This window comes from Gilvimarinus japonicus, assembly GCF_042847215.1.
In the GTDB taxonomy this organism is placed as follows: Bacteria; Pseudomonadota; Gammaproteobacteria; order Pseudomonadales; family Cellvibrionaceae; genus Gilvimarinus; species Gilvimarinus japonicus.
In genome coordinates, this window is the sequence record NZ_AP031500.1 from 1,375,901 (window position 1) to 1,393,195 (window position 17,295).

Sequence of the window (17,295 nt, forward strand, 5' to 3'; positions counted from 1 at the left end):
CGTTAACGATTGGGTGAATACTCCGTATGAACAAGTTTTTGATGGCGGCGACGATTGCCGTTGTTGCACTGCTGGGCTATGGCGCCGGCATTTATTTTCCTGCTGTTGTAATTCCATCGGCGCAAGATCGCGCCCCGGCTGCACCCGCTGAGCCCGAGCCTTTGTATTGGGTGGCGCCCATGGATGCCAGCTTTAGGCGTGACGGGCCGGGTAAGTCGCCTATGGGGATGGACTTAGTGCCGGTGTACGCCAGCGATAAAAGCCCTGCAGCGGGCGAGGTCAGTATCGCCCCCCAGGTGCAGCAACACCTGGGGCTGCGCACCGCGCGGGCTGAACGCACCACTATGGTGACGCCGCTAACCGCGGTTGGGTTTGTGGGTTTTGATCAACAGGCGTTGCGGCACTTTCATTTGCGCGCGACCGGCTGGGTATCCGAGTTGTCTGTGGTGGCCGAGGGCGATCCGGTGCGCAAGGGACAAAAGCTGTTTGAGTTTTACTCGCCAGAGATTCTAAACACTCAGCAAGAGTACTTATCGGCGCTTAACGGTAACCACACGGCGTTGGCGCAATCGGCCGCGTTAAAACTAAAGGCTCAGGGTGTTAGCGAACGGGAGATTACCGCCATTGCCCGCGAGCGTAAGCTGCGCCCGCAGTTGTCTTATTACGCCGATCGAGATGGCTATGTGGCGGCCATTAGTATCTCTAACGGCAGTTACGTCGAGCTTGACCAGAGCACGCTTTCCATCGGCACGTTGGATGATGTGTGGGTGCTGGCCGAGGTGTTTGAGCGCAGTGCGGACTTGTTGCATCAAGGCCAGGCGGTAACGCTTACCAGCCGCAGTTATCCCGGCGAACAGTGGCTAGGCGAAATCGATTACGTGTACCCGGTGCTTAACGCCGCCAACCGCACGGTTAAAGCGCGCATTGTATTTCCCAACAGCGATGGCCGCTTAAAGCCCAATATGCTGGTGGATTTAGCCATCGCGGCGGCGCCTGCCGAAAATACGTTAGTTATCCCTACCAGTGCGGTTATTCGTACCGGGCAATCGACCCGGGTGGTGCGCCAGGTGCGCGATGATGTATATCGCTCAACCCCTGTGCGAGTAGGACGCAGCGCGGGCGGTAACACTGAGGTTCTCGATGGTTTGCGCGACGGGGATCGGGTGGTGGTGAATGCTCAGTTTTTAATTGATTCTGAATCTAACATTGATGCCGAGCTGGCACGTATAGGGGAGGGCGAGGCCGCTCGCGCCAACGATTCAGAAGCTGAGCAACCGCAGGAGATAGATCATAAAGGCGAGGGCCATAAAACCGACGATCATCAAGCAATGGACCATCATAAAATGGATCACCACTCTACCATGAGCCATGACGGGATGAATCACAGTGGCTTTGAACATCCGCAGGTGGCGCCATGATTCGCGTGTTAATTTTTTCCTCGGTTAAACATCGTGGCGCTGTTATTTTGGCAAGCTTGGTATTGCTGGCTGTGGGGGTTCGGGCACTATACCAAACCCCGGTTGATGCGATTCCCGATTTGTCCGACGTGCAGGTGATTGTAAAAACCAGTTACCCGGGGCAGGCGCCGCAAGTGGTGCAAGATCAGGTGACCTACCCGTTAACTACGGCGATGCTCTCGGTGCCCCGCGCACGCACGGTACGTGGCTTCTCTTTTTTTGGCGACTCTTATATCTACGTTATTTTTGAGGAGGGCACCGACTTGTACTGGGCCCGCTCGCGGGTGTTGGAATATTTAAGTCAGGTGAGTGGTCAGTTGCCAAACGGCGCTAAACCCGAACTGGGCCCCGATGCTACGGGCGTAGGTTGGGTGTTTAACTACGCGCTGGTGGATCGCTCCGGCCAGCACGACTTGGCGCAATTGCGCAGCCTGCAAGATTGGTTTTTAAAGTTTGAGCTGCAAGCTGTATCGGGCGTTGCCGAGGTGGCCAGCGTGGGCGGTATGGTGCGGCAGTATCAGGTGGTAGTCGACCCCAACAAACTGCGCGCCTACCAAATGCCGCTGGATCATGTGCGCAGCGCCATTGCTCGCGCCAACCAAGAAACCGGCGCATCGGTTATAGAAATGGCCGAAGCCGAATATATGGTGCGGGTATCCGGGTATGTACAAAGCCTCGATGATTTGCGTCACGTGCCACTGGGTTTAAGCGACAGTGGCACGCCGCTGTTGTTGGGCGACGTTGCCGAGGTTCGCTCTGGGCCGCAAATGCGTCGCGGTATTGCCGAGCTCAATGGCGAGGGCGAAGTAGCCGGCGGTATTGTGGTCATGCGCAGCGGAGAGAATGCCGCTCGCGTAATTGCCGATGTAAAAAGCCGTTTAAACGAATTGCAAAAAAGTTTGCCTAACGGCGTTGAGGTGATTACCACCTATGATCGCTCCCGCCTGATCGTATCCGCCGTTAACAACTTGTATCACAAACTGGCCGAAGAGTTTTTAGTGGTGGCGCTAATCTGCGCTTTGTTTTTGTTCCATTTTCGCTCGGCCTTAGTGGTGGCAATTAGCTTGCCTCTGGGTGTTCTCTGCGCCTTTATCGTAATGAGCCTACAGGGCATTAACGCCAATATTATGTCGCTGGGCGGTGTGGCTATTGCCATTGGCGCTATGGTCGATGGCGCGGTGGTAATGATTGAAAACCTACATAAGCATCTGGAACGCGCCGAGGAAAAAAACGGCGGGCCAATCACCGGCGAGCGGCGCTGGCAACTGGTGGCAACCGCCGCCGCCGAGGTTGGGCCGGCGCTGTTTTTTTCGCTGTTGATTATTACTGCCAGCTTTTTACCGGTGTTTGCGCTAGAGGCACAAGAGGGAAAAATGTTCAGTCCGCTGGCGTTTACCAAAACCTACGCCATGGCTGCCGCCGCCGGTTTAGCTGTAACGCTGGTACCGGTGTTAATGGGTTATTTTATTCGCGGGCGCATTTTGGGTGAACAAAAAAACCCGCTTAACCGCTTGTTGGTGGCCGTGTACCGGCCCGTACTGGCGGCGGTGCTGCGCGCCCCAAAAACAGTGGTGCTGTTAGCGTTGATGTTAATGCTGGTAGGCTTGTGGCCTGCGCAAAAAATGGGTTCTGAATTTATGCCGCCGCTGGATGAAGGCGATTTAATGTACATGCCCACCACCTACACGGGTTTGTCCATTGGTGAGGCGCGGCAAATTTTGCAGCAAACCGATAAATTAATTAAAACCCTGCCCGAGGTGGACACAGTGTTCGGCAAAATTGGCCGTGCCGAAACCGCCACCGATCCCGCGCCCCTAACGATGATCGAAACCGTCATTCAATTTCATCCGCGCGATCAGTGGCGCGCAGGGGTTACGCCCGAGTCATTGCGCCAAGAGCTTAACGCGCTTATCGACTTTCCGGGCTTGACCAATGCCTGGGTGATGCCCATTAAAACCCGCATCGATATGTTGGCCACCGGCATTAAAACCCCGGTGGGCATTAAAATCGCCGGGCCGGACTTAACCATCATTAGCGAGATTGGTGAGCAGCTTGAAAGTATATTAGGTGATGTGGCAGGCACGGCGTCGGTCTACGCCGAGCGTGTCGCCAGCGGCCGTTATGTGAGCATTGATATCGACCGCGTCAAAGCCGCGCAATTTGGGTTAAATATTGCCGATGTGCAAGCCGTGGTTAACACCGCCGTGGGGGGCGCGATGGTGACGCAAACGGTTGAGGGCTCGGCGCGGTACCCGGTAAATTTGCGCTACCCGCAGGCGTACCGCGAATCACCCACGGCGCTTGAGTCGTTACCCATTGTCACCGACGGTGGCCTCGAGCTGGCGCTTGGCGATGTGGCCCAAGTGGTGGTCGAAGACGGCCCCGCCGCGATTAAAAGTGAAAACGCTCAGCTTAACGGATGGGTGTTGGTGGATACCCAAGACACCGACCTCGGCCACTATGTGGTGCAGGCGCAACAGCGGGTTGAGCGCGAGCTGGACTTACCGGCCGGTTACTCACTGACTTGGGCCGGCCAGTACGAATATATGGAGCGCGCCCGCGAGCGATTAATGCTGGTGCTGCCCATGACCTTAAGCATTATTGTATTGCTGCTGTACCTCAACTTTAGACGCCTTACTGAGGTAATTATCATCTTGGCGACGTTGCCTTTTGGCTTGCTCGGCGGCGTTTGGTTGTTGATGGCTCTGGGCTACAACTTATCCGTGGCGGTCGCGATGGGCTTTATTGCACTGGCGGGTGTGGCGGTTGAGATAGGCGTGTTGATGTTGGTGTACCTGAATATCGCGTACCGGGAGGTATCCGAACAATGCATGCAAGAGGGCCGCGAGCTAACCCGCGCCGATGTACAGTCGGCCGTGCTGCAAGGCGCGGGCTTAAGGTTGCGGCCTATCGTTATGACAGCGTGCACGCTGTTTGCCGGCTTGCTGCCCATTATGTTCGGCTCGGGGGCCGGCTCGCAAATTATGCAGCGTATCGCCGCGCCTATGGTGGGGGGCACTCTTACCACCTTGGTGCTTACGTTGTTGGTGTTGCCGGCGGTATATTTGCTTTGGCGGCAGGCTGGGGTTAAGGGGTAGGGGGATGTCAGCTTTGAGCGGTATCGCATCTTGTCATACCGGGCTTGTCCCGGTATCCAGTGGTTTAGTTACTTACGTAGTGCTTTGGGTGCCATACGATTACATTGGTTGGTTAAGGCTTTGTTTGCCTTCGGTCGCCGGGCGGGCGAGTCCCTTTTTGTAATGCGACGGAAAAGGGACGAAAAGCGCACCCCGGCGTCTGGCCCTGCGGGTTCCCTTACTCCAACCGATTTTTGCGGGCCGTATCGACAGGGAGCGGCCCAGGCCGGCCTTTCTGCCTCCAGCATTCACCTCATCTGTGCCCCGACAAGCTCTTTCGCGCAATCCCTTGCGCTCACCCCCTAAAATCTACTTCCGCTCGGTGAGCTGAAAGTGTAATCCCCCAATAATCTAAGGCTGTTTAAAATGGGGATGACATAAACTGCGTTCAGGTGGCGATAACGACTCGCTCTTGCCGGTGAGTATGGCCTGCTAATTTGTCAGTGCGTTGGATAAGCAGTACCACGACGTTGAATATTATGAGGTTTAAGGCGACGAACGCGGTTTAAATAACTCGGCACCGAGGGAGCCAAACTCGTTTTTAAAAAGTACTTGGCGATTTTAACCCATTGAGCTCAAAAGCAGCAGGTTATCGGTGGATGACGATCGTCTTAAAGTGCTCATGACTCCTAGTTGCTATTGCTCCTTTCAGCTAAGTGCTGCTCTGGCTAGTAAACTCTAGCTTTAAGTCGTCGGCGCAGTGGAGTTTCTGCGTGCCAACGTTAGCAGGACCCTCTAGTATTTGGTAATTATTGTAAATTTGTGTTCACTACGGATGCCCGTTGCTTGTTTTTACGGTGGTCATTGGGCAATCTTCAGAGCTCAATAATAGTAAATAATTCTACCGTGATTTTACTCTTGCTGGTTATTGCAATAATTTGCGCCCCTTGGTGTACTGTTTATCGTGTAAGAGGTGATATCTAATAAGATCTATAAAGAGCCATAGGATAATAATATGAAATCCCTGACCATCAGTATTGGCGTTGTCTTACTGTGTTTTACCCACTTGAGTTTGGCCAAGAATCTCGATCATTTAGTGTTTGAGCCACCTGAGGCAATCGCACAAGATAAGCATATTGTATTCGTCTCGGGTGATGAGGAGTACCGCTCGGAAGAGTGGGCGCCGATGTTGGCTAAAATTTTAAGTCGGACTCATGGCTTTAAAACCACCGTATTGTTTGCGATGGATAAAACTCGCGAGATTATAAACCCCAACGAGATCAGTAATATTCCGGGTTTGGAGGCGCTTGATAACGCCGACTTGTTAATACTGGGAACGCGCTGGCGCAAGCTGCCGGGCGATCAGCTGCAGCCGATTTTGGATTATTTAAACGCCGCCAAACCGGTCATAGCGATCCGCACCGCGACCCACGCGTTTAATAACGATGACCATTACGGCGGCTACGATTGGCAAAATTTTGGCTTGAATGTTATCGGCGAGAACTGGCTTAACCACCATGGTGAGCACAAGGTACAGGGCGGTCGCGCGGTGGTTGAGAAAGCGCATCGCGAGCACCCGGTGCTAAATTTCGCAACGGATATTTTTACTCAGTCGGATATCTACGGCATTGAACACCTCGATCAACAACAAGCGACGGTATTATTGCGGGGAGCGGTGACTGAGTCGCTGGCGCGAGATTCAAAACCGCTGGCCGGCGAGAAAAACGTCCCCATGATGCCGCTGGCGTGGTTAAAATCGTATCCGACCCCCAATGGTAAGGCCGAGGGCCGAGTGTTTGCGACAACCGCTGGCGCTGCCGTCGACTTTGCCGAGCCCGCACTGCGTCGTTTGGTGGTAAATGCCAGCTATTATCTACTGGGAAAAAACGTTCCTGTACGTGCCGACGTTGTACCAATAGACCGCTACGAGCCATCGTTTTATGGGTTTCAGGCGCCTGACTATTTTGTCGACCGAGGCTTAAAAGTTAAAGATTTTTCCCTTGGCCGCTCGGGCCGTTCCATTGTAACCGGCGAGGCCCTAGCTAACGCTGCGGCGCCGTCTGAAAAACCCATTAACATACGTTTAAAAAATAATGACTCGGTCACCTTAATTGGCAATGGCTTGGCTGAGCGGATGTTGCATTACGGGTATTTTGAAAGCGAGTTGTATGCGCGTCACGCACAGCAGAACATCCGGGTGCGCAACTTGGCGCGCCCAGGGATGACACCGGTGTTTCGCCCACACGCATCGCGGGACTCTCAGTGGGCGTTTTCCGGCGGTGAAAAACTTAGGCCTGAGTTTTCTCATCACAGTGGCTCGGGTCAGTACGCGACGTCTGACGAATGGCTGAGCGAGCTTGAATCGGATGTAGTGTTGGCATTTTTTGGTTTTAACGAGTCGTTTGCCGGTAAAGCGGGTGTTGCGGCTTATAAAAAAGAGCTGGCAGCATTTGTTGACCATACGTTAGCACAACGCTATAACGGCAAAAGCGCACCGCGTTTGGTGCTGGTGTCACCGATTGCGTTTCAAGATTTATCTTACGACCATGAGTTGCTTAATGGTGAGAGTAGTAATGCTAACTTAGCTTTGTATACTCAGGCTATGAAAGCCGTGGCCGAAGAGAAAGGCGTTGAGTTTGTCGACGTTTTTACCGAGACTTTGCGTTGGTTTACCACCGGCACCGAGCAACTTACCGTAAATGGCGCGCAATTAAATCAGCGAGGCTATCGTCGCCTTGGACACCTGCTAAATAAATTGCTGTTTGGTAAGTCTGACCAAGAGGCGGTTGTGAGTCCTGAGCTGATCGACGTGGTAAACGACAAAAACTTCCATTGGTTTAATCACTACCAAATGCCCAATGGCGTACATGTACACGGGCGCCGCTTTGAACCCTACGGGCCCGATAACTACCCCGATGAGTTATTAAAGTCGCGCCAGTTGACCGACAACCGCGAGGCCGAAATTTGGGCGTTGGTGAATAAAAAGCCGTTTGATCGCGCCAGCGCCGATGCTAAAACCGTTGATTTACGAGCGGTGACCACCAACTCGCCACAAAGCGCCGACAGCCCCTATCTGTACGGCCAAGATGCACTGGACCGATTTACCATGGCCGAGGGCTATAAAATCGAGCTGTTTGCCTCGGAGCGAGAGTTTGCCAATTTAGCCAACCCGGTGCAGCTAACCTTTGATGGTAAAGGTCGCTTATGGGTAGCGGTGATGCCCAGTTACCCCCATTACAAAGCGGGTGACCCGCGCCCCAACGATAAAATATTAATTTATGAAGATACCACTGGTGATGGCAAAGCCGATAAAGAAACTATTTTTGCCGATCATTTGCATTTGCCAATTGGCTTTGAGTTAACACCCGAGGGCGTGTATGTATCGCAAGCACCTAACTTAATGTTACTGCGTGATACCGATGGCGATGACCGTGCAGATACGCGGGATATTATTTTAAGCGGCTTCGATACCCACGATACGCACCATGCCATTAGTGCGTTTACCCGCGATCCATTTGGTAGCTTAATTCTGGCCGAGGGCGTTTTTCTACACTCTAATATAGAAACCGCGTACGGGCCGGTGCGGGCGGTTAATGGCGGTTTTTATCGGTTTGAGCCAAAAACACAAAAACTTGAGCGGCTGGTGCAAACCCATATACCCAACCCGTGGGGCATCGCTTTTGATCGCTGGGGGCAGGACTTCTTTTTGTCGACCTCTAACCCAGATATGCATTGGATGTTACCGGTAGAGGTCAACACCCATTATGGCGAGCTAACCGTGGGCACAGAATCCCTTGTGCAAGAGAGCCAGCGAGTGCGGCCTACCTCGGGTTTGTTATTTATCTCTAGTGACCACTTCCCAAGCCAAGTGCAGGGCGATTACCTACTCAATAACGATATCGGCTTTTTAGGGGCCAAACAGCATACGCTTAACGATGCTGGCACGGGTTATAGTAGTCAGTTTCGGATGGATTTGTATCAGTCGGACGATCCAAATTTTAGACCGGTGGATATGGACTTCTCACCCGATGGCTCACTTTACTTTGTCGACTGGCACAATCAGTTAATTGGCCATATGCAGCACAATGCACGGGACCCGCTGCGTGATCACGCCCACGGCCGAATTTACCGAGTCACTTACCCCGCGCGGCCATTAGCTAAGGTGGAAGATTTAACCACGCTCGATGCCGATGCATTGTGGCAGCGGCTTACCAGCGCCGATTTACATTTGCGCTCACGGATACGCCGGCAATTGCGTAGTTTATCGCCTAACGAGCTAAGCACCAGCAAAGCCCGTTGGCTGGCAAGCTTGGCAGACGCCGGCCCTAAGGCTGAGCCATTACGACTAGAAGCCCTGTGGGTTGGCGGAGATCGCACACAAGATGCACGTTTAACCCGCAAGCTGCTGCAGGCCGAGATGTTTCAAGTGCGCGCGGCCGCCGTGCGTGCGCTGCGCTACCGCTTAAATGATTTCGACGATGCCTACGCGTTGCTTGTGCGAGCGGCGGGCGACGCTCATCCACGGGTGCGGTTAGAGGCGGTTATTGCCGCCTCGTGGTTGCAGGGCGATGACGCGCTTAATATTGTCACTCGCGCCGCCGAGCAACCGGTTGATGATTGGGCGCGCCAAGCGTATTTGCAAGTGGCTAAGTATTTAGGTGGTAGTGTGAATCTGCCGGCAGCGGCGACGGCATCCGATACCCCCGAATTGGCGTCGGAGCTGCAAGCGGTGTGGCAGGCAGGTAAAGAGATTTATAATCGCGAAGGCTTTTGTGGCACCTGTCACCAAACTGACGGCAAAGGCCTGCCTGCAGCACAGTTTCCGTCGTTGGCTGGCACCGAATGGGTAACTGGTAATCCGACGCGTTTAATCGATATTGCTTTAAACGGGTTAATCGGCCCGATTAAAGTGAAAGGCCAAGATTACGCCGGCCATGTCCCGATGACGCAGTTTAAAAACCTATTAAATGATGACGAGTTAGCCGCTGTGCTCACCTATGTACGCAATGCCTTTGGCAATAGTGCTTCTGTTATTAGTGCTGGCCAAGTGGCAAGCGTTCGTGCCGACAGCGCGCAACAAAAGGGTTTTTGGAAATCCTCTGAGTTGCAAGAAAAATACCCAGAATAACAACCCATTTGCCACCAAAACCTCATGTGTTTTTGGTGGCAACGCATTAGCTTTTAAAGCGGAGCACTTTATCCATGACAATATTCAACCGCTGGCTTTTACTCTGGCTGCTGGCCGTTATGACCCCCGCATTTGCTAATCAAATACCGCCTTACCTTAAAGATTTTCTGGCACAGCTTCCGGCTAATGCCGAGCCGCAGCTGATTATCGGTGGTTTAGCCAATGGTGAGACGGGTGCCGTTGGTATGAGAGCATCGGGTGCCGATACTTTGCAATCAAGCGAGTGGTTAACCGTTGATCATCCGCTGTTCTCGCACTTTTTACGGATTCATAGTGAGTCGAGCGCCGTTAACCCCTGGGACGTTCTGTTGCAGACGGGTAAAAATAGTAAGCCAGTCAAAAAAGGCGATTGGGTGTTGGCGAGCTTGTACCTGCGTGCCGCCCCCGGCAGCGGTGAGGCTAAGGTGCTGGGCTACTTAGAGCGCAACGAGCCCGAATGGCACTCTATCGCGGATGTGAGCGCCAAGCTTACCGAACAGTGGACTCAGATGATTGCACTGGGCCAGGCTGAAACTGATTACCCAAAAGGGAGTTTGAGTTTGAGCTTGCACTTAGCGTTAGGCGAGCAAACCCTAGACGTTGCCGGTACGGCGATACTGCGATTAGCGCCGGACACCGCGATCGAGCAATTGCCGGTAACCGCACTGCGCTATAACGGCATGGATAACGATGCTGCTTGGCGGGCAAGGGCCGAACAGATGATTGCCCAAAACCGCACCGATACTGTAACCCTACAGCTGTTAAGCGCCGATGGGTCACCACTTATCCAGCAAGACGTTACTATCGAGCAGCTTGACCACGACTACCAGTTTGGCACCTTTGTTAATCCGCTATTACTGCAAAAAACACGCGAGGCCGAGCACTATAAGCACTGGCTAAAAGAGTACTTTAATGTCGCCACAACGCCTATTTACTGGGCCGATTGGGGCTGGGCTAACACCGAGCGACGCGCCGATTATAAGGCTATGGCAAGCTATTTACAGCGTAACCACATGCCCACCCGCGGCCATGTTTTATTGTATCCGGGGTTTGGTTTTAGTCCGCAAGAGTTGGTGGCGTTAAAAGATGACCGCGCGGCGTTTATTGCTCGGGTGAATAAACACATCGATGAGGTGATCCCGTTTTTAAAGCGCTACGGCATTAAAGAACTGGACGTAATCAACGAATTGCGCCACGAAAAAGATTGGACCGATATTGTCGGGTTGGATACGGTAGCCGATTGGTATAAACGGGTTCACAGACAATACCCCGAAGCCGTGTTGTATATTAATGAAAACTCGATTTTAACCGACGGCGGCGATAATCAGTTTCAACAAGATCATTACTACCAAACCATTAAAAAGCTGCAAGCATTAGGCGCCCCCATACACGGCATTGGGTTGCAAGGGCATTTTAGTTCGCTGGTAACACCGCCCGAAAAGCTCTGGCCAATACTTGACCGGTTTGCCGAGTTTGGCTTGCCACTGCGTATTACCGAGTATGACCTAAACACCCGCGACCAGGCCGGCCAAGCTCAGTACGACCGCGATTTTTACACCGCCGTGTTTGCCCACCCGGCGACGGTTGGTATTACTCGTTGGGGGTTTTATCAACCCAAAATGTGGCGCCCCTTGGGGGCGTTAATTGATGCCAAAGGCGAGCCCAAGCCTAACGCGTTGGCACAGCAGAATTTAGTAAAAAATATTTGGCACACGCAAGCGCAAAGCCGTACGGATGATGCGGGCAGGGTCGAGCTAAAAGGCTTTTATGGTCGCTATCGCGTTACGGGTGAGTTTGATGGAGTAGAGCGGTCGCAGGAGTTTTTGCTTAAGCGCGAGGTGAAAGATGCAGCGAGTGTCATAGTGGTGACATTGCAATGATGGTGATAGCATTTTATATGCTGCTGACAACTGCTTGATTGTTACGTTGCCCTGCTGGAGTTGACCCGATATCCAGAAGATGAATCGTGCCGACTCTGGTGGCACGACTCTCCCCAAAACACGGCCGAGTTAAGCCGGCCGGCTTAAAAACCTTCCAGCACAATCTTCCCAACGGCCCGATTGGATTCAATATGCGCATGAGCGCGCTTTAGGGTCTCGGCATTAATGGTGCCGTAATTTTCCCCCAAGGTGGTTCTAATCACGCCGTTATCGATAAGTTGTGCCAGCTGGGTTAACAGCTCGTGCTGCTTTTGCATATCCCAGGTGTTAAACATTGAGCGGGTAAACATTAGCTCCCAGTGCAGCGACAGTGACTTTTGCTTTAGTTTCATCACATCAAGGCCACCTTGTGGATCGTCAATTAAGGCGAGTTTACCCTGCGGGGCGAGCGCTTCTACCAGTTGCTCATAGTGTTGCTCGGTGTGGGTTAGGCTAATAACGTGGCTGACGTTTTCTATACCCAATGCGTTAAGTTGCGGCACCAGCGGCTGATGGTGGTTAATCACATGGTCGGCGCCTAGCTCTTTTACCCAGCGCTGAGTTTGCTCGCGCGAGGCGGTGCCGATGACTACGGCGTTGGTGAGCTTGGCGGCCAGCTGCGTCAATATAGAGCCCACGCCACCGGCGGCGCCCATAATTAATATGCGCGCTTGCGGCGCAGCTGATGTGGCGCCCGCTTGGCCTTCCAATAGCGGGGTAAAGTCTAGTCGGTCGAACAGTAGCTCCCATGCGGTGATGCCGGTAAGGGGCATGGCGGCGGCTTCTACGTTTGACAGCGAGCTGGGTTTGGCACCGACAATGCGCTCGTCGACTAACTGAAACTCGGCATTGGAGCCGGTGCGGGTAATGTCGCCGGCGTACCATACTAAATCGCCCACCTTAAACAGTTGCGTTTTATCGCCGGTGGCGACGACTTCGCCAACCGCATCCCAACCTAACACTTTATGTTGGCCCGCCTCGGGTTTGGCGGCGCGGCGTACTTTGGTGTCCACCGGATTAACCGAGATCGCGTGCACTTTAACCAACAGATCGCGGCCAGTGGCGGTGGGTGTGTCCAGCTCGATGTCCATTAAAGCGTCTGCTTGATCGATGGCTTGAGGCTCTAGGTAACCGATGGCTTTCATGTGTAATCCTCTGTTGGGTATAAATATTGGGTTATGTTTGAGGCCGTTAGGTAACGGTGTGGGGCTATTATTGATAATAGTTGGTATGCTATAAACAGGGTAATAGACAATACATAATCAAAAAATATTTGACAATGAATACAGCCGATCTTGCTCTTTTTGTTCATACGGCCGACTGCGGCAGCATTACCCGCGCCGCCGAGCAGCTAGATATCACTACCGCAGCGGCCAGTGCGGGGCTTAAACGGTTAGAAAAACAGCTTGAGGTGCAGCTGTTTATTCGTTCGACCCGGCAGTTAAGAATTACCAAAGAGGGCGAGCGCTTTTTGGTGTACTGCCGCAAAGCGCTGGATAACCTTACCGCGGGGCGCGACTCGATACACGCGTTGGCAGGTAAAATTGCCGGCGAGCTGCGCGTCTCAGCGCCCTCTGACTTAGGCCGAAACCTGTTGCTCGGCTGGATCGATGACATTATGGATCAGCATCCAGCGCTGTCGATTAACCTGCTGCTGGGCGATTCATTGGCCGACTTTTATCTTGATCGTATGGACTTGGCGATCCGCTACGGCAGGCAGGACGATTCATCGCGAGTGGCGTTTAAGCTTGCCAGCCTTGAGCGAGTGTTGTGTGCCTCGCCTGATTATTTGGCCAAGTTTGGCACGCCGCAAACACCTGAAGATTTAACGCGCCATAATTGTTTGTTGTTTCAGGTAAGTAACCGCATTTACGATGTATGGGATTTTGTGCCGGTAAAGGGATCGGGTGGTAAACCTTCTGAGTCGCTTAATATACGGGTATCGGGTAACCGCTGTGCTAACGATAGCGATGTGGTGCGGCGCTGGATGGTGGCCGGTAAGGGCATCGCGTTTAAATCACGTATCGAGATGGCACCAGATTTACAAGCGGGGCGGGTTTTGCAGGTTCTGCCTGAGTATCAATCTAGCCCCATCGATTTGCACTTGGTTTGTCCTAACCGAAAACAAATTACGCCGGCAGTTTTACTGTTGCGCGATATTTTACGCGAGCGTTTTGCCCAGCGGCTAAAGCAGCCTGACTAGTGACGTGTACAGCGTTTTAGCCTCCTGCTAGGCGTAATAGTGTAAAAACATATCGGCGCTTGAGGTAACGATATGCTCTTGCTGTTTGCGAGTTAACGGCGGTTGGCCCATAGCAATTTGCGGCCAAAAGGCAAAGGTTTTAATCATGCCTTGCAGTTGGGTGGCGGCAAAAGCCGGGTCGTCGGTGTGCAATTTGCCATCGGCTGTTGCTGCTCGTATCCAGGTTGTAATACCTTCTTCGCGCTCGTTTAAGCGGTTTACCATATCTTGCGCACGCTCGGGTGAGTGAATCGTCTCGGCGATGGCCACGCGAGCTAAGTCGATAAAATCTTGTTGATTCAGCATACGCATTTTTTGCCACAGTAGCTCTTCTAGCTGGGGCCGAAGTGGCGCCTCGGCTTGATAGCTAAGGCCGACTTGCTCGGCGCTGTTTTGCCAAAGCTGGGTTAAAATTTCGGCAAATAGCAGCTCTTTACTGGCAAAGTGGTTGTAGACGGTGCGCTTAGAGACGTTAGCCGTGCGGGCGATGCCATCCATACTGGTAAGCTCAAACCCCTGTTGGCGAAACTCGCTGATGGCGGCGTCCAGTATGGCTAGGCGCTTACGGTCAGTGAGCTTTAGCGGGTTGGCGGGCCTTGGGGCAGCGGGTTTTGGCATGGTTTGTCCATCGGCAAGCGGTTAGCGTGAATATAAGTGGGTATTGTAAACCATTTAGTTTACTTTTTTCTTGTGTAAACTACACTGTATGGTGTAGTTTTGGTGTTTTACGTTTTTCGAAGCGCTTACCCCGAATGTTTGATGATGAATAGGCAGGCGACCCTTGTTACTAAAAAGCTCGCGACAATACGTATTACTGTCCGTTTTATGTATAGGTACTTTTAGCATGTTGATGACATCGTGTGCAAAACACAAACCCGAGGTCTATAACGACTCGCCGCAACTAAACCAAGGCAAGTTTGCCAACCCGGTGCAGCGCCCCAGCATGGGCTTTGGCAAAACCGTCAAATTATTTTGGGATTTCCTGTTTAATAAACCGGACGATACCGTGCCCCCGGCGACGATTCCGGTGGTGCCGATTACGCGGGCAGAGCTGGAGGCCGCGCCCGACAAAAGCCTCTACCGACTGGGCCACTCAAGCATACTGTTTAAAATGCGCGGTAAGTTTTGGCTTACCGATCCGGTGTTTGCCGAACGCGCCTCACCCTTTAGTTGGCTGGGCCCCAAGCGTTTTCACGCGCCGCCTATTGCCCTAGAGGATTTACCGCCCATCGAGGCGGTGGTGTTATCGCACAATCATTACGACCACCTAGACGAGGACGCAGTAAAAGCCCTGGCGGGTAAGGTTAACTTGTTTCTTACGCCGCTTGGGGTCGGAGATACGCTGATCGAGTGGGGTATCGATCCGCAAAAAGTTCGTCAGTTGGATTGGTGGCAGTCGCAAGAGGTCAGCGGGGTAAGTTTTACGGCCACGCCCGCTCAGCATTTTTCGGGCCGGGGTTTGTTTGATGGTAACGATACTCTGTGGGCCTCGTGGGTAATCAACGACGATGACTTAAATCTGTTTTTTAGTGGCGATACCGGCTACTTTGATGGCTTTAAGCGCATCGGTGACAAATACGGTCCGTTTGCGATTGCTTTGTTAGAAACAGGCGCTTACGACGAGCGCTGGGCCTATGTGCATATGCAACCTGAGCAAACGCTGCAAGCGCATCTCGATTTACAAGGGCAGTGGCTGCTGCCCATCCACAACAGTACTTTCGATTTGGCGATGCACAGCTGGCACGACCCGTTAGACCGCATTAACGCCCTTGCCGCCAAAAATGGTGTGGCGCTAACCACACCCAAAATAGGCGAGCGCTTGTCGATGGACAGGCCTCACGCGGGTGAGCGCTGGTGGTTGCCGTTGCTGGATGATAACGCGCAATAACCGGTAGCTTATGGTTTTAGTGTATCGGGTTTATTAAACCTCTTAGCTCATTCTCGGCTTGTTTTTCCGAGAGCGAGTCGTCATTGGTGTTGGCGGTGTTTAATAATAAGCGCACATCCAGGACGCTAAAGTCTTTCTGCTCGTCGCGCCATTTGTCTATTAGTTCGCCCTCGCTCCAGGTTTGCTGCATGTTTTGAATGCTGGCGCTACGTTGAACCGTCGCACTTTTTAGCCAGTCGTCTTGCCAAACTTGTTGGCTAATTACTTGGCGCGACTCATCAATGTGATTCCATTTAAAGTTCTCGCGCGCCAGATCAACGTCGTCAAGCAGCGGCAGCGGCGTAAAGTAGGCGGCTTCTAAGCTGATGTTTTGGGTTTGGCTGATGGAGGTTTGGCCGTTGCTGTTATTAATATGCGTGCTTTGGCCAATGGTGAGTAAACGAATACCGCTAAATTTATCGTGATGTTCGGTACGGGACGCCGGGTACTCCACCACGCCTTTAAAACTCAACTGATAATCCGGTAAACCTGTGAGCAATGCCGCGCTGTCGTCCGGTTGGGCTGCCGGGTCTGCGGCGCTGACACCGAACAGTGACAATGCCTGCATAAGTACTCGCGTGTCGGATGCTTCGGCCCGGGCCTTGTCTAGGTTTTCAAGCAAAGCCTCGCGCAGTAGCGTTAACCCCTGTTGGCTGGCAGCGCCTTGCGCAATACTCAGATTCAGTGATCGACCATTCCATTGCAAATTTATGGAGGTGCTTTGGGCATCGCGGGTGTAAGCCAGTGACAGGGTTTGTTTGTCTGCCGTTTTTACCTGCAGCTGCAGTGATTCGATCGCCGTGAACTCGGTAAGTTTTAATCGGTTTAGATCCGGCCCGCCACTGGTGATGAAGTCGCTGACAAACGCCCCTAAGTTTTTACTAAAGGCGTCGAGCTCAGCTTGTTCTTCGTCAGTCAGCTCACCGTCGGCCGAGAAATGCACGTCAATCGCGCGAAAAGCGGCAGAGGCTTGCCCGTATTGCTCGATGCCCGCGCGGGCATCGACAGCAAAGCTGACTTCTGTGCCGCTGGCGAGCGTGGCCGAAAAAGTCATTTTGCCTAAAGACGATTGGCGAGTCACCTCGGGCTCTGTTGTGCCTTCGGTACGCGGTAGCAGTTGTGTTTTAGCGCTCTGCACCACAGAGCCGTAGTGGCTAAGCTGCCCGAGGCCCAAGGTTATTGCCTGCCAGCCTCGGGCGTTGGGTAGGCTGTCCATTGCGCCGGCTAAGGTGTTATTCCATGCATTGCTTGTTAACGCGGGCTCGACTCGAGTAACGCGCTCGACCGGAGCCGGTCGGCTTAAAGCGGGCGTGGCCTGGCTAACAGACACGGCCTGTTGTGATTCAGCGGGCTTTGCCTCAGTCGCCAGTGGTTTGGTGGTGGGCAGCCGCGTAAGGTTTTTCGACGCACCGGTCAGTGGGTTGGCCGGCTGGCCTAAAGCATTGATGTCCATGAATTTAACCCGCTCTTGAGACTCATCCTTTAGGCGTTATCGGCGGTTGTTGC

The 17,295-nt window shown here is 53.0% G+C and carries 9 protein-coding genes; 6 read left to right on the plus strand and 3 right to left on the minus strand.

Annotated elements, in window-relative coordinates:
• Nucleotides 1-26: 26 nt before the first annotated feature.
• The 4 genes from ACGHAD_RS05760 (at nt 27) to ACGHAD_RS05775 (ending at nt 11,581) form a co-directional block, all read left to right on the plus strand.
• Nucleotides 27-1,418, plus strand: a complete 1,392-nt coding sequence (locus ACGHAD_RS05760) for an efflux RND transporter periplasmic adaptor subunit (protein ID WP_382416500.1) — start codon at nt 27-29, stop codon at nt 1,416-1,418.
• Complete coding sequence (locus ACGHAD_RS05765) at nt 1,415-4,555, plus strand: efflux RND transporter permease subunit (protein ID WP_382416498.1); 3,141 nt, start codon at nt 1,415-1,417, stop codon at nt 4,553-4,555. The genes ACGHAD_RS05760 and ACGHAD_RS05765 overlap by 4 nt, the downstream gene beginning before the upstream one ends.
• Before the next feature lie 994 nt (nt 4,556-5,549).
• Complete coding sequence (locus ACGHAD_RS05770) at nt 5,550-9,662, plus strand: PVC-type heme-binding CxxCH protein (RefSeq protein WP_382416496.1); 4,113 nt, start codon at nt 5,550-5,552, stop codon at nt 9,660-9,662.
• 74 nt (nt 9,663-9,736) lie between these two features.
• The gene (locus tag ACGHAD_RS05775; RefSeq protein ID WP_382416494.1) at nt 9,737-11,581 is read left to right on the plus strand and encodes an endo-1,4-beta-xylanase; all 1,845 of its coding nucleotides are present in this window, start codon (nt 9,737-9,739) and stop codon (nt 11,579-11,581) included.
• 143 nt (nt 11,582-11,724) lie between these two features.
• Here ACGHAD_RS05775 and ACGHAD_RS05780 read toward each other — a convergent pair whose 3' ends face one another.
• A complete protein-coding gene (locus ACGHAD_RS05780) occupies nt 11,725-12,765 on the minus strand; it encodes a zinc-binding alcohol dehydrogenase family protein (RefSeq protein WP_382416492.1) in 1,041 nt (346 codons plus the stop codon).
• Between the two features lie 134 nt (nt 12,766-12,899).
• Here ACGHAD_RS05780 and ACGHAD_RS05785 point away from each other — a divergent pair, with 134 nt between their 5' ends.
• Entirely contained in the window at nt 12,900-13,823 is a 924-nt protein-coding gene (locus ACGHAD_RS05785) for a LysR family transcriptional regulator (RefSeq protein ID WP_382416490.1), read from the plus strand.
• 27 nt (nt 13,824-13,850) lie between these two features.
• Here ACGHAD_RS05785 and ACGHAD_RS05790 read toward each other — a convergent pair whose 3' ends face one another.
• Nucleotides 13,851-14,480, minus strand: coding sequence for a TetR/AcrR family transcriptional regulator (locus ACGHAD_RS05790; RefSeq protein ID WP_382416488.1), 630 nt, complete (start codon nt 14,478-14,480; stop codon nt 13,851-13,853).
• Nucleotides 14,481-14,706: 226 nt separating this feature from the next.
• Between ACGHAD_RS05790 and ACGHAD_RS05795 the strand changes: the two genes are divergently transcribed.
• Nucleotides 14,707-15,750 (plus strand): MBL fold metallo-hydrolase, encoded by a 1,044-nt coding sequence (locus ACGHAD_RS05795; RefSeq protein WP_382416486.1) that lies wholly within the window; start codon nt 14,707-14,709, stop codon nt 15,748-15,750.
• 16 nt (nt 15,751-15,766) lie between these two features.
• On the opposite strand, the gene ACGHAD_RS05800 is transcribed toward ACGHAD_RS05795, so the two are convergent.
• Nucleotides 15,767-17,242, minus strand: coding sequence for a hypothetical protein (locus tag ACGHAD_RS05800; protein ID WP_382416484.1), 1,476 nt, complete (start codon nt 17,240-17,242; stop codon nt 15,767-15,769).
• Nucleotides 17,243-17,295: the final 53 nt, after the last annotated feature.

Bases quoted from the DNA above. Each gene is read 5' to 3' on its own strand.
- ACGHAD_RS05800 (WP_382416484.1), bottom strand. From the start codon at position 17,242: ATGGACATCAATGCTTTAGGCCAGCCGGCCAACCCACTGACCGGTGCG.
- ACGHAD_RS05765 (WP_382416498.1), top strand. From the start codon at position 1,415: ATGATTCGCGTGTTAATTTTTTCCTCGGTTAAACATCGTGGCGCTGTT.
- ACGHAD_RS05785 (WP_382416490.1), top strand. From the start codon at position 12,900: ATGAATACAGCCGATCTTGCTCTTTTTGTTCATACGGCCGACTGCGGC.
- ACGHAD_RS05775 (WP_382416494.1), top strand. From the start codon at position 9,737: ATGACAATATTCAACCGCTGGCTTTTACTCTGGCTGCTGGCCGTTATG.
- ACGHAD_RS05760 (WP_382416500.1), top strand. From the start codon at position 27: ATGAACAAGTTTTTGATGGCGGCGACGATTGCCGTTGTTGCACTGCTG.
- ACGHAD_RS05795 (WP_382416486.1), top strand. From the start codon at position 14,707: ATGTTGATGACATCGTGTGCAAAACACAAACCCGAGGTCTATAACGAC.
- ACGHAD_RS05780 (WP_382416492.1), bottom strand. From the start codon at position 12,765: ATGAAAGCCATCGGTTACCTAGAGCCTCAAGCCATCGATCAAGCAGAC.
- ACGHAD_RS05790 (WP_382416488.1), bottom strand. From the start codon at position 14,480: ATGCCAAAACCCGCTGCCCCAAGGCCCGCCAACCCGCTAAAGCTCACT.
- ACGHAD_RS05770 (WP_382416496.1), top strand. From the start codon at position 5,550: ATGAAATCCCTGACCATCAGTATTGGCGTTGTCTTACTGTGTTTTACC.